Origin of the sequence: Aeribacillus sp. FSL K6-3256 (assembly GCF_037965805.1) — a bacterium.
Classification (GTDB): Bacteria; Bacillota; Bacilli; order Bacillales; family Aeribacillaceae; genus Aeribacillus; species Aeribacillus composti.
This window is the reverse complement of the sequence record NZ_CP150188.1, coordinates 2,111,385-2,124,043: the sequence shown is the minus strand read 5'-3', so window position 1 is coordinate 2,124,043 and position 12,659 is coordinate 2,111,385. Positions and strand designations below refer to the sequence as shown.

General features: G+C 40.4%; 14 protein-coding genes. All 14 read left to right on the top strand.

From position 1 onward, the window contains the following. The first annotated feature begins 62 nt into the window (after positions 1–62). The 14 genes from NSQ84_RS10070 (at position 63) to spoVS (ending at position 12,586) form a co-directional block, all read left to right on the top strand. Positions 63–191 (top strand): YfhE family protein, encoded by a 129-nt coding sequence (locus NSQ84_RS10070; protein ID WP_311066216.1) that lies wholly within the window; start codon positions 63–65, stop codon positions 189–191. Between the two features lie 103 nt (positions 192–294). Further along, positions 295–477, top strand: coding sequence for a YfhD family protein (locus NSQ84_RS10065; RefSeq protein WP_063386722.1), 183 nt, complete (start codon positions 295–297; stop codon positions 475–477). A 426-nt stretch (positions 478–903) separates the two neighbouring features. Further along, complete coding sequence (locus NSQ84_RS10060) at positions 904–2,181, top strand: pitrilysin family protein (RefSeq protein WP_066246449.1); 1,278 nt, start codon at positions 904–906, stop codon at positions 2,179–2,181. Continuing rightward, positions 2,178–3,467, top strand: a complete 1,290-nt coding sequence (locus tag NSQ84_RS10055; RefSeq protein WP_066246447.1) for a pitrilysin family protein — start codon at positions 2,178–2,180, stop codon at positions 3,465–3,467. The genes NSQ84_RS10060 and NSQ84_RS10055 overlap by 4 nt, the downstream gene beginning before the upstream one ends. A gap of 18 nt (positions 3,468–3,485) precedes the next feature. Continuing rightward, positions 3,486–4,196 carry an SDR family oxidoreductase gene (locus NSQ84_RS10050; protein ID WP_066246444.1) on the top strand — a complete coding sequence of 237 codons (711 nt, stop codon included), beginning with the start codon at positions 3,486–3,488 and terminating at the stop codon, positions 4,194–4,196. Positions 4,197–4,269: 73 nt separating this feature from the next. Beyond that, the gene (locus tag NSQ84_RS10045; RefSeq protein WP_063386726.1) at positions 4,270–4,527 is read left to right on the top strand and encodes a DUF3243 domain-containing protein; all 258 of its coding nucleotides are present in this window, start codon (positions 4,270–4,272) and stop codon (positions 4,525–4,527) included. A gap of 146 nt (positions 4,528–4,673) precedes the next feature. After that, complete coding sequence (locus tag NSQ84_RS10040; protein WP_066246441.1) at positions 4,674–5,468, top strand: YmfK family protein; 795 nt, start codon at positions 4,674–4,676, stop codon at positions 5,466–5,468. Between the two features lie 15 nt (positions 5,469–5,483). Continuing rightward, entirely contained in the window at positions 5,484–6,371 is an 888-nt protein-coding gene (locus NSQ84_RS10035; protein ID WP_066246440.1) for a RodZ domain-containing protein, read from the top strand. A gap of 54 nt (positions 6,372–6,425) precedes the next feature. Then, positions 6,426–7,004 carry a CDP-diacylglycerol--glycerol-3-phosphate 3-phosphatidyltransferase gene (pgsA, locus tag NSQ84_RS10030; RefSeq protein ID WP_066246436.1) on the top strand — a complete coding sequence of 193 codons (579 nt, stop codon included), beginning with the start codon at positions 6,426–6,428 and terminating at the stop codon, positions 7,002–7,004. Positions 7,005–7,028: 24 nt separating this feature from the next. Then, a complete protein-coding gene (locus NSQ84_RS10025; RefSeq protein ID WP_327873529.1) occupies positions 7,029–8,282 on the top strand; it encodes a competence/damage-inducible protein A in 1,254 nt (417 codons plus the stop codon). Positions 8,283–8,448: 166 nt separating this feature from the next. Further along, a complete protein-coding gene (gene recA / locus NSQ84_RS10020) occupies positions 8,449–9,459 on the top strand; it encodes a recombinase RecA (RefSeq protein WP_063386751.1) in 1,011 nt (336 codons plus the stop codon). A 248-nt stretch (positions 9,460–9,707) separates the two neighbouring features. Then, entirely contained in the window at positions 9,708–11,267 is a 1,560-nt protein-coding gene (rny, locus tag NSQ84_RS10015; RefSeq protein ID WP_063386730.1) for a ribonuclease Y, read from the top strand. A gap of 82 nt (positions 11,268–11,349) precedes the next feature. Next, positions 11,350–12,144, top strand: coding sequence for a TIGR00282 family metallophosphoesterase (locus tag NSQ84_RS10010; protein ID WP_066246434.1), 795 nt, complete (start codon positions 11,350–11,352; stop codon positions 12,142–12,144). Positions 12,145–12,325: 181 nt separating this feature from the next. Then, the gene (gene spoVS / locus NSQ84_RS10005; protein ID WP_003181955.1) at positions 12,326–12,586 is read left to right on the top strand and encodes a stage V sporulation protein SpoVS; all 261 of its coding nucleotides are present in this window, start codon (positions 12,326–12,328) and stop codon (positions 12,584–12,586) included. Positions 12,587–12,659: the final 73 nt, after the last annotated feature.

Genomic DNA, 12,659 nt, shown 5'->3' with positions numbered 1-12,659 from the left:
CAAAAATATTTTAATAACGGGCATACTAAAACTACATTTACTAGAAAGTGAGAGATCGATGGATGGCAAAAGATGCGAAACGTAAAAAAGCAAAAAGCAGTTTGAGCAGCGCCCAAGAAGTCACATATTCGAGAGCGTTTAAAATGGCTGACAGAGCGGGGGGCTTTTCAGAAAAACATGAAAGCCATTAAAGCATAAAAATGCCAATTATAAAATGCTCCGAACATGTCACCCTAATGGATAGGACATGTTGTGAAAGCAACTGTCTACACCCTCTTTGCGGAGGTGCGCAAAATGGGAAGAGCACATAAGCAAAAAGCGCGTGATAAAAACAAAGCAAAGCTGCCGCAAGTGCCAAAAAATTTGAAGTCAGACGGTAAAAGTATTGAATTTTCAAGAGAGCTTGCCGACAAGGACGATCTTCAAGCATTGGCTCGCTCTGCTGCAGCGGACAAAAGGCAACAGAAAAGAACATAAAGGCTGTTTCAAAAGCTGTGCCTGAAAAATAATGATGAAAGACAACAGAATTCATTTTCTGTTGTCTTTTTAAGTATATGGTATTTTTTTACTTAAAATTGAACAATAAACTGAAACACACAAAAAAGTATTGGGCAACGATCAATAGTGTGTTTTCTCCGAGAATCTGCTAAAGACTTTTTAATTCCTGCATCTTATCGTATAGTATACCCCTATTTATAGATGTCATAAGTTAGCTGATCTGGCTAGAGACATCCCTGCTTTTGTTAAATAATTAACAGTAATTTAATTATGTAAACTTTGAATAATAATTCATTTCGTTATGATTTCCTTCAATATCCTATGATTGATATAATTACTAATAACGTGTTTTTTCATGATTGGAAACAATATCATATAGAAAGCTTTCAGCTTAGGAGGGATAGAATGGGTTTTTTACAAGAGCAAGTAAGCGAAATAAACGGGATTCAGCTGCATACCGTTTCATCAAATGCTTTTAAAACAAATTCACTCATTTTAAGGTTAAAGGCGCCGCTATCGGAAAAGGATGTAACCATTCGAGCTTTGCTTCCCCATGTTTTGCAAAGAGGTACAGCATCCTACCCATCCACAACTGAATTAAGGAAATATTTGGATGATTTGTACGGTGCAACATTGCAAGTCGATTTAGCCAAAAAGGGAGAAAACCATATCATTACGTTCCGGATGGAAATCCCGAATGAAAAATTTTTAAAAGATAAGACACCTTTATTGGAAAAAGGGATCGAATTGTTGTCCGAAGTACTTCTTTCGCCTCCTTTTCAAGAAGGGGTGTTCAATCAAAGCATTATCGAACAAGAAAAGCGGACATTAAAACAGCGCATTCAAGCGGTTTATGACGATAAAATGCGTTATGCGAATTTACGTTTAATCCAAGAAATGTGCAAAACTGAGCCGTACCGTCTGCATGTCAACGGAGAGAAAGAGCATATCGACCAAATTTCTCCTCAACAGCTGACGGATTATTATACAAACATGCTGCAGCATGATGAAGTCGATTTATTTGTGATCGGGGATATTGAAAACGAACAAGTGGCTGATATTGTCAGGAAATATTTCCGTTTAACAAAATCCAATCAACAAGCGAGGGCTGAAAGTGTTGAAAAAAAAATTGAGAAGGTTAACGAAGTTATCGAAGAACAAGACATTACCCAAGGGAAATTGAACATCGGGTACCGCACGCACACAACATATAGTGATCATGATTATTACGCATTGCAAGTGTTTAACGGCATTTTTGGGGGATTTCCGCATTCGAAGCTGTTTCTAAACGTTCGCGAAAAGAACAGTCTTGCTTATTATGCTTCCTCGAGAGTGGAAAGCCATAAAGGCTTGTTAATGGTGATGTCAGGAATTGAAATGAAGAACTACGAACGCGCTCTCACGATTATTCATGAACAAATGGAAGCGATGAAAAAAGGAGATTTTACAGATAAAGAATTGGAACAAACGAAAGCGGTGATCAAAAATCAGTTGCTGGAAACAATCGATACCCCTTACGGAATGACGGAAGTGCTGTACCACAATGTTGTTGCGAAAACAAACCGAACTATTGAAGAATGGATCGAAGGGGTAGAAAAGGTCCAAAAAGACGAAATCGTCCAGCTTGCTGAAAAAATTCAACTGGATACGGTTTATTTTTTGAAAGGGGGCGGATCTTTATGATAAAAGAAATTACATTCGATCAACTGAAAGAAACGTATTATTATAAGAAAATGGAAAATGGATTAGATGTTTATGTCCTTCCAAAACAAGGGATTCATAAAACGTATGCGACATTCACCACTAAATACGGTTCTATTGACAATAAATTCGTTCCAATTGGCAAAGAGGAAATCGTTCACGTCCCGGATGGCATTGCTCACTTTTTGGAACATAAGCTTTTTGAAAAAAAGGATGGGGACGTATTTCAACAGTTTAGTGAACAAGGGGCATCGGCCAATGCATTTACATCCTTCACGAGAACGGCATATCTTTTTTCCAGCACGGCAAATGTTGAAAAAAATTTAGAAACGTTAGTAGATTTTGTCCAAAGTCCTTATTTTACTGACCAATCCGTTGAAAAAGAAAAAGGCATTATAGGTCAAGAAATCAACATGTACCAAGACAATCCTGATTGGCGGCTTTATTTTGGACTCATCCAAAACATGTATGAAAGCCATCCAGTACGGATTGACATTGCCGGCACAATTGATTCGATAAATCAAATTACAAAAGAGCAGCTTTATGAATGCTACGAAACGTTTTACCATCCCAGCAACATGCTCCTGTTTGTGATCGGGCCTGTTCAACCGGAAAAAATTATCAAGCAAGTGGAAGAGAATCAGGCAAAAAAAGATTTTAAAAAGCCAACGAATATTGTTCGCAAACAAATACATGAAAGAGATGAAGTGTTTAAAACGAGTGAAAAAATTTATATGAATGTCAAGTCGTCGAAATGCTTAGTCGGCTTAAAGGCAAAACATCCTTTCCGAAAAGGGGAAGAGCTGCTTACGCATGAGCTTTCCATGAATTTAATTTTAGAAATGCTTTTTGGCAAAAGCTCAAAGCTTTATTTGGAATTGTATGAAAAAGGGCTCATTGATGATACGTTCAGCTTCGATTATACAGAGGAGTACAGCTTCGGTTTTGCTATGGTCGGCGGCGATACCGACCGGCCGGATGAGCTGAGTGAATATATAAAAGAAGCTCTTATGAAAAGCAAGCAATCGTTATTTACCGATGAGCAGCTGGAAGCCGCCAAAAAGAAAAAAATCGGCTCTTTTTTAAGGGCTTTTAATTCTCCTGAATTTATCGCCAATCAATTTACCCGGTATCAATTTAACGAAATGAATCTGTTCGATGTTGTGCAAGCTTTAGAAAATGTAAACATGGACACGATTGAAGCAGTTTTAAAAGAAGCGATTGATGAAGACTATTTAACAGTTTTCCAAGTTTTGCCGAAATCATAATATTGCGGAGGGGAAATCTTGAAAACAGCGTTAGTAACTGGAGCCAGCGGAGGAATCGGAAAAGCGGTTGTAGAAAAATTGGCTCAGGAAGGATATCAAATTTATGCTCAATACTTTCGAAACATTGAACCGTTAAAAGAAGCAAAGAAGTTATATGATCAGATCATTCCAGTTTATGCGGATTTGTCATCGGAAAGCGGGACGGAACAATTACTTGAAAACATTCCAACTTCTATAGATGCTCTTATTTTTGCTAACGGTATTTCCCACTACGGACTGATTCAAGATGTTTTGATGGAAGATTATCAAAAAATTATACAGCTTCATCTCACGTCGCCTTTTTTTATTACTCAAAAAGTAGTCAGTGGAATGATAAGAAAACAAAAAGGAAGCATTCTTTTCATCTCCTCTATATGGGGGCAGACAGGAGCCAGCTGTGAAGCTTTGTATTCCATGGCAAAAGGGGGGCAAATTTCCTTTGTGAAAGCACTAGCGAAGGAATTAGCGCCTTCCAATATTCGCGTCAACGCCGTTGCGCCAGGCATGATCGATACAAGTATGAATGATCGATTCTCTCCTGAAGAATTGGAAGATATTAAAAACAGCATCCCCCTTGAAAGAAATGGAAAGCCTGAAGAAGTCGCGAATGTTGTTTTATTCCTTATTAGCGAGCAAGCTTCCTACATTACAGGTCAGGTGATTGCTGTCAATGGAGGATGGTACTGCTGATTCCCTCTCCCGTATAAAAACTGCATGATCAAGGGAAAATAAAAATTGATTAAACGATAAAGGAGGGGAACATATGTCAGTATTGGAAAATTGGAATCAATGGAAAGATTTTTTGGCGGATCGCCTCCAGCAAGCAGAAAGCGGCGGATTGTCCCAAGAGGTTATTTCCAATTTAGCGTATGAAATCGGTGATTATTTAGCAAAGCAAGTGGAGCCGAAAAACCCTGAAGAAAAAATTCTTCACGATCTGTGGAGTGTCGCTTCAAAAGAGGAGCAACATGCAATCGCCAACATGATGGTGAAACTTGTTCAAAATGACAGCGTCCATTAGGATGTTTTTCATTTATTACTGTCAAGTTAGGGCACTTGGTGAAATGACCAAGATGCCCTTTATTTTTTCCTTGCAATTATCCTTTCTTCTTTATCTAAAATGATTTATTATAAATTTATAGGTGTGTTATTTGGGGGTCTTTGAAGGTGGAAAAAACTGAATGGTATTTAGAATATAAAATTCAAAAAAACCGGCCGGGGCTGCTGGGAGATGTTTCGTCTTTGCTCGGTATGCTGAACATTAATATCGTTACGATTAACGGCGTTGATGATATGCGCCGCGGGATGCTTCTGCGCTGTGAAACGATTGAACAAATTAAAAGGCTTGAATCTATTCTGAATACGATGGACAACATAACAGTGACAAAATTGCGGCAGCCTAAGCTGAGAGATCGTCTTGCTGTCCGTCATGGCTTTTATATTCAACGGGATGCAGATGATAAAAAGACGTTCCGTTTTGTTCGCGATGAACTTGGTATTCTTGTTGATTTTATGGCCGAGCTCTTTAAACAAGACGGTCATAAATTAATCGGCATACGTGGAATGCCGCGTGTCGGAAAAACAGAATCAATCGTAGCGGCGAGCGTCTGTGCGAATAAAAGATGGCTTTTTCTCTCTTCAACCATGCTGAAGCAAACTGTCCGGGAAAGGCTGATTGCTGATGAGTACCGGACAGATAACGTGTTTATTTTAGATGGAATCGTCACGATGAAAAGAGGCTCTGAACAGCATTTGCAATTAGTTCGGGAAGTGATGCAGCTTCCGGCAACGAAAGTCGTGGAGCATCCAGATATTTTCGTTCAGAGCTCCGAATATACTTTGGATGATTTCGACTACATTATTGAACTTAGACATCACCCTGATGAAGAAATTACGTATGACGTTGTAGAAAATAATCATCAGCCGTTTGGCCACTCAATTTATAATGGATTTGATTTTTAGAAAGGTGGGTACGTTTTGAGCGAGTTAGGTAACCATCTGAGACAAGCTAGGCTGGAAAAAAACATCTCACTCGATGACTTGCAGGAAATAACTAAAATTCAAAAGCGCTATTTAATCGGCATTGAGGAAGGAAACTACTCGATCATGCCGGGGAATTTTTATGTGCGTGCGTTTATTAAACAATACGCGGAAGCGGTTGACCTTGATCCGGATGTTTTATTTGAACAGTATAAAAATGAAATACCAAGTACATATGATGAGATACCTGAGAAATTGTCCCGCGTTCAAACTCATAAAGAGCTTCCAAAGCCGGCTTCCAAATTTTTAGAGCTGTTGCCGAAGCTTGCCGTCATCGCTGTTATTATTTTGGTGGCGATTATCGTTTGGGTGCTTTCCCAGCGTGGAAGCACAGATGAAGGCGTTCAGACGGAGGACGATACAAAATCCGTCAAAATAGAAACCTCTGGCGTGGAGCCTGAGAAAAAAGAGCAAAATAATATTGTCGATGAAAAAGACCGTTCGGTTGAAGAAACAGAACAAGAGGAGAAAAAAGAAGAGAACGCCGAAAATGAAACGAAGCAAACATTGACGGTAAAAGAAGTAAGAGGGAAAGAAACCATATATGAATTGTCCAATGCGGACAAATTGGTGATCGATATTTCAACCAATGGGAATTCGTGGATAGAAGTGAAGAACGGAAAAGGAAAATCGTTTTTTGCAGGAATGATGCGACAAAATGAGCAGAAAACGGTTGATGTAACAGCGGAAGAAGAAGCAAAAATCGTTGTAGGCGATGCTCGATTTACGACCATTCAAGTGAATGGAGAAGCCGTTTCTTATGAAACGGACCCGAATAAAATGGTTCGGCAGGATATTATCATTTTAAATAACAAGAATGAATAAGTCATCGTATGAGATGGCTTATTCTTTCTTACTTTATGCTAGTGGAGGTACAAAATGAATTTGCCAAATCGAATTACTGTATCAAGAATTATGCTAATTCCAATATTTATGATTGTGATGCTGGGCGATTTTAACTGGGGAAATTGGTCGGTCGGTGAAGAAGTCATCCCTGTCAAACATGTCGTTGGCGCCCTCATTTTTATTTTAGCTTCGACGACCGATTGGATTGATGGATATTATGCACGCAAGCTTGGACTTGTGACAAATTTAGGAAAGTTTTTAGATCCTCTTGCCGATAAATTGCTCGTTTCTTCAGCTCTCATCATATTGGTGGAAATAGGTGCTGCTCCGTCTTGGATTGTCATTCTGATCATCAGCCGTGAATTTGCCGTAACCGGATTGCGTTTAGTTCTGGCTGGTGAAGGAGAAGTCGTAGCAGCTAACATGCTCGGCAAAATAAAAACATGGACGCAGATCATGGCTATTTCCGCTTTGCTTTTACATAATATACCTTTTGAATGGATTTCGTTTCCATTTGCAGACATTGCTTTGTGGGTTGCGCTCTTTTTTACCATTTTATCTGGATGGGACTATTTCATGAAAAATAAACACGCGTTTGTCAATTCGAAATAACCATGTGGAGGATATTGTATGAATGTGAATGCTGAAATTATTGCTGTCGGTTCAGAACTGTTGCTTGGACAGATCGCCAACACAAACGCCCAATTTATATCAAAAAAGCTTGCTGAAATAGGTGTTAATGTTTTTTATCATACGGTCGTTGGAGACAATGCTGAGAGGCTCAAGCATACGATCGAAACGGCAAAAAAACGGTCGAATTGCATCATTTTTACCGGCGGGCTCGGCCCGACAAAAGATGATTTGACGAAAGAAACGATTGCACGTATTTTGAATAAACGTCTCGTGATCGACGAGGCGGCGATGAAAAACATTGAGGATTTTTTTAAACGGACGAAACGGACAATGTCGGAAAACAATCGGAAACAAGCATTAGTTTTGGAAGGTTCTACTGTTTTGCCAAATCATTACGGAATGGCGCCAGGAATGGCGTTAGAGGTGAACGGAATTACATATTTGCTAATGCCGGGCGTTCCGAAAGAAATGAAGCCGATGTTTATCAACTACGGTGTGCCGTTTTTGCAATATCATTACGGGTTAAAAGAAAAAATCATCTCGCGTGTGCTTCGTTTCTTTGGCATCGGCGAATCTCAGCTTGAAACAGATATAGAGGATCTGATTGATCAGCAAACAAATCCGACCATCGCGCCGCTGGCAAAAGACGGCGAAGTAACATTGCGCCTGACAGCAAAACATGAAGATGAGTCGACTGCGCTGAAGCTGATTGACGAAACAGAAAAAAAGATTTTAAGCCGTGTTGGCCGATATTTTTATGGACACGGTGAAACTTCGATCCAAGAGCAGCTTATGAAGCTTCTAAAAGAAAAGCAATATACTATTTCGGCTGCAGAAAGTTTGACGGGCGGTCTTTTTTCCGAACAGCTGACCCATTTTCCAGGCGCTTCGAATATTGTGCTTGGAGGAATTGTCTGCTATACAAACGAAGTGAAGCAGCATGTTCTTGGCGTGTCGGAAGAAACGTTGAAAACAAAAGGAGCCGTTAGCTCTGAATGTGCGAAAGAAATGGCGGAAAATATAAAAAAATTGACCGGCAGCAATATCGGCATCAGCTTTACGGGAGTGGCAGGACCTGATCCTTCTGAAGGAAAAGAAGTTGGGACTGTCTATATCGGCATTCAATTCGACGATCGGCCGACAGCAGTCTTTGAGCTTCATCTTTCCGGTACTCGGGAAGGGATCAGGCACAGAACGGCAAATTATGGATGCTACTATGTAATGAATGTAATAAAGGAAATGGAAAACCGGTTATGAGCGTCTTCATCCGGTTTTTTAATTTTTATATAATGAAAATTAAAAAACGAATAAATGTTCCCTTTTTTCTTGGCAAACAGGAAAAAACACGGTATATTTATTTTGAAGCTATCAATTTTTTAAGGAGGAAATTGTATTGAATCATGATCGTCAAGCTGCCTTGGAAATGGCGTTAAAACAGATTGAAAAACAATTCGGAAAAGGTTCGATAATGAAGCTTGGAGAACAAGCTGAGCGAAAAGTTTCAACAGTTCCAAGCGGATCGCTGGCATTGGATGCAGCTCTTGGCGTCGGCGGATATCCTCGAGGTCGGATTATTGAAATATATGGACCGGAAAGCTCCGGTAAAACGACAGTGGCCCTTCATGCCATTGCTGAAGTTCAAGCTCTAGGCGGGCAAGCAGCGTTTATCGATGCGGAACATGCGCTCGACCCTGTCTATGCGCAAAATTTAGGTGTTAATATTGATGAACTGCTTTTGTCGCAGCCCGATACCGGCGAGCAGGCTCTTGAGATTGCAGAAGCTCTCGTTCGCAGCGGTGCAGTCGACATCATTGTCATTGACTCGGTCGCAGCACTCGTCCCAAAAGCGGAAATTGAAGGCGAAATGGGCGATGCGCATGTCGGATTGCAGGCGCGTCTTATGTCGCAAGCGCTTCGGAAGCTTTCAGGAGCCATCAGCAAGTCGAAAACCATTGCGATTTTTATTAATCAAATAAGGGAAAAAGTGGGCGTCATGTTCGGAAATCCCGAGACAACTCCAGGGGGACGCGCGCTGAAATTTTACTCATCTGTCCGCCTTGAAGTGCGCAGAGCTGAACAGCTGAAACAAGGAAATGATATGGTAGGAAACAAAACGAAAATTAAAGTTGTCAAGAATAAAGTAGCGCCTCCTTTTAGAACGGCAGAAGTTGATATCATGTACGGGGAAGGGATTTCAAAAGAAGGAGAAATCATCGACCTGGGAACGGAATTGGATATTATACAAAAAAGCGGTTCGTGGTATTCTTACCAAGAGGAGCGTTTAGGACAGGGAAGAGAAAATGCAAAGCAATTTTTGCGCGAAAATCCGGATATTCGCGATGCCATTCAGCAAGAAATTCGCAAGGCATATGGCCTTGAAACGAATGAACCTGTGCAAGAGGGGCAGGAAACGTTCGAGCTTTTGGATGAATAATGTACGCACATCTTAGCGTAAGGCTGGCGGAGTAGCCGGTCTTATTTTTTTGATCAAAAAAAGCCCCATCCTTTGTTCGACAAGATGAAAACTTGACAAGGGTTATTCCCACATTTAAAATGGATATGTATATTTTTTCATTTTTGCAATATATTTAACATATTTTTTTGGAAAATGTTATCGGGAGAGTAAATGTGTAATGCCGACACTTTCTTTGTGACAAGTTCATAGCAAGAGGAGGTGAAAGAATGGAACTCATTGAAATCATCTCCATTTTGCTTGGCCTAATCGTCGGTGCAGTTGTTGGTTATTTTGTTCGAAAATCCATTGCTGAAGCGAAAATAGCGGGTGCAAAAAACGCCGCGGAACAAATTCTTGAAGATGCTAAGCGTGAAGCTGAAGCAACGAAAAAAGAAGCGCTTCTGGAAGCAAAGGATGAAATTCATAAGCTTCGTTTGGAAGTAGAAAAAGAAATTCGCGAAAGAAGAAATGAACTTCAAAAACAAGAAAACCGTTTAATGCAAAAAGAGGAGAATCTCGATCGAAAAGATGAATCATTAGATAAGCGTGAGGCGATGCTAGATAAAAAAGAAGATTCTCTAAATGAAAGACAACAGCATATTGAAGAGATGGAAAGCAAAGTGGAAAAGATGGTGCAAGAAGGACAAATAGAGCTTGAACGCATTTCGGGTTTATCGCGTGAAGAGGCGAAACAAATCATCCTTGAACGAGTGGAAAAGGAACTTTCTCATGATATTGCTGTAATGGTGAAAGAAGCAGAAACAAAGGCGAAAGAAGAAGCAGATAAAAAAGCAAAGGCAATTCTTTCCCTTGCTATACAGCGCTGTGCAGCAGATCATGTGGCTGAAACGACCGTTTCTGTTGTGAATTTGCCAAATGACGAAATGAAAGGCAGAATTATCGGCAGAGAAGGAAGAAATATCCGCACTCTTGAAACATTGACAGGGATCGACCTCATCATCGACGATACACCGGAAGCGGTTATTTTATCAGGATTTGATCCGATTCGCCGTGAAACAGCAAGAATTGCGCTTGACAAGCTTGTTCAAGACGGGCGCATTCATCCAGCGCGAATTGAAGAAATGGTGGAAAAATCGCGGCGGGAAGTGGACGAGCATATTAGGGAAATCGGAGAACAAACGACATTTGAAGTTGGCGTTCACGGTCTTCATCCGGATTTGATCAAAATTTTAGGCAGATTGAAATTTCGAACGAGCTATGGCCAGAACGTGCTGAAGCATTCAATAGAGGTTGCCTTTTTAACCGGATTGATGGCTGCCGAATTAGGTGAGGATCAAATCCTTGCAAGACGTGCAGGGCTTCTGCACGACATCGGAAAAGCCATTGACCACGAAGTAGAAGGAAGCCATGTTGAAATCGGCGTGGAGCTGGCAACGAAGTATAAAGAACACCCGGTTGTCATCAACAGCATTGCTTCCCATCATGGGGATGAAGAACCGACATCGGTAATTGCGGTTTTAGTTGCAGCGGCTGATGCTTTATCGGCAGCACGGCCGGGTGCCCGCAGTGAAACGCTTGAAAATTATATTCGCAGGCTTGAAAAATTGGAGGAAATTTCCGAGTCGTTTGAAGGTGTGGAAAAATCGTACGCCATTCAAGCAGGCCGCGAAGTTCGCATCATGGTAAAACCGGATGCAATAGATGATTTAGAAGCTCATCGATTAGCAAGAGATATTCGCAAGCGGATCGAAGAAGAGCTTGACTACCCTGGACATATTAAAGTGACCGTCATTAGGGAAACTCGTGCGGTTGAATATGCCAAATAAAGTGGTACATGAAAATGTGCCGCTTTATTTTTTTTTCAATTTATGCAAAACTATATAATAAACATTTAGAAAGGAATTCATCATGAAAGTTTTATTTGTAGGCGATGTGGTAGGAGCAAAAGGGAGAGAAATGGTTGAACAATATTTGCCGAAGCTGAAGAAAAAATATAATCCTGAAGTAACAATTGTCAATGGTGAAAATTCTGCACATGGCAAAGGAATAACTATGAAAATTTACCAGAAGCTTCTTTCATTGGGAGTTCAGGCAGTGACAATGGGCAACCATACTTGGGATAAAAAAGAAATTTTTGAATTTATCGATGAAGCAAAAGCGTTGGTTCGACCGGCTAACTTTCCTGAAGGCACACCAGGAAAAGGAATCGTGTACGTGGAAGCGGATGGAAAAGAGCTTGCAGTCATAAACCTCCAGGGAAGAACATTTTTGCCGGCAATCGATTGCCCTTTTCGGAAAGCGGATGAATTGATTCAAGAAGCGAAGAAAAGAACTCCATATATTTTTGTTGATTTTCATGCGGAAGCAACAAGCGAAAAACAAGCGATGGGCTGGTATTTGGATGGGAAAGTTTCCGCAGTGGTTGGCACTCATACACACGTTCAAACTGCCGATGAAAGAATTTTAGATAAAGGAACGGCATTTATTACCGATGTCGGGATGACAGGACCATATGACGGTATTTTAGGAGTTGACAGGGAAGCAGTATTAAAAAAATTTTTAACGAATCTCCCTGTTCGGTTTGAAATCAATGAAGGCAGAGGACAATTGAATGCCGTATTAGTGGAAATTGAGGAAGGAACCGGCAAAGCAAAATCGATCAAACGAATATTAATCAATGATGATCACGTTTATTTTGATTAAATTAAATGAAAAAAAAAAATTAAAAATAAGCAGGAATACTGCCAAACTTTAGGGAATATAGTAACTATGGGATGGAACCAATTGTTCAAGAGGTGATGGGTCTTTTGAACAATGCATCTAACAGCATTTGTTCCAATAAATTTTCACGAACCATTGTAAAAAATGAAGGGGGAACTAGGAAATGGAAATATTAAAAGTTTCAGCAAAATCTAATCCGAATTCTGTCGCCGGAGCGCTAGCAGGGGTGCTGAGGGAGCGTGGAGCCGCCGAAATTCAAGCGATTGGAGCTGGAGCATTGAATCAAGCTGTAAAAGCGGTAGCGATAGCAAGAGGATTTGTAGCTCCGAGCGGTGTTGACTTAATTTGTATTCCGGCATTTACAGATATTCAAATAGACGGTGAAGAACGAACAGCCATTAAATTGATTGTTGAGCCGAGATAACATGTTTAAATAAATTAGCTAAACAGTCTGCACTCCTTTTCGGTTGCAGACTGTTTTTTGCTTAAAATGTTGA

What these genes read in the sequence shown, in the direction of transcription:
- NSQ84_RS10065 (WP_063386722.1), top strand. Translation starts at nt 295, where the DNA reads ATGGGAAGAGCACATAAGCAAAAAGCGCGTGATAAAAACAAAGCAAAG.
- spoVS (WP_003181955.1), top strand. Translation starts at nt 12,326, where the DNA reads ATGGAAATATTAAAAGTTTCAGCAAAATCTAATCCGAATTCTGTCGCC.
- pgsA (WP_066246436.1), top strand. Translation starts at nt 6,426, where the DNA reads ATGAATTTGCCAAATCGAATTACTGTATCAAGAATTATGCTAATTCCA.
- NSQ84_RS10010 (WP_066246434.1), top strand. Translation starts at nt 11,350, where the DNA reads ATGAAAGTTTTATTTGTAGGCGATGTGGTAGGAGCAAAAGGGAGAGAA.
- NSQ84_RS10045 (WP_063386726.1), top strand. Translation starts at nt 4,270, where the DNA reads ATGTCAGTATTGGAAAATTGGAATCAATGGAAAGATTTTTTGGCGGAT.
- NSQ84_RS10060 (WP_066246449.1), top strand. Translation starts at nt 904, where the DNA reads ATGGGTTTTTTACAAGAGCAAGTAAGCGAAATAAACGGGATTCAGCTG.
- recA (WP_063386751.1), top strand. Translation starts at nt 8,449, where the DNA reads ATGGCGTTAAAACAGATTGAAAAACAATTCGGAAAAGGTTCGATAATG.
- rny (WP_063386730.1), top strand. Translation starts at nt 9,708, where the DNA reads ATGGAACTCATTGAAATCATCTCCATTTTGCTTGGCCTAATCGTCGGT.
- NSQ84_RS10055 (WP_066246447.1), top strand. Translation starts at nt 2,178, where the DNA reads ATGATAAAAGAAATTACATTCGATCAACTGAAAGAAACGTATTATTAT.
- NSQ84_RS10070 (WP_311066216.1), top strand. Translation starts at nt 63, where the DNA reads ATGGCAAAAGATGCGAAACGTAAAAAAGCAAAAAGCAGTTTGAGCAGC.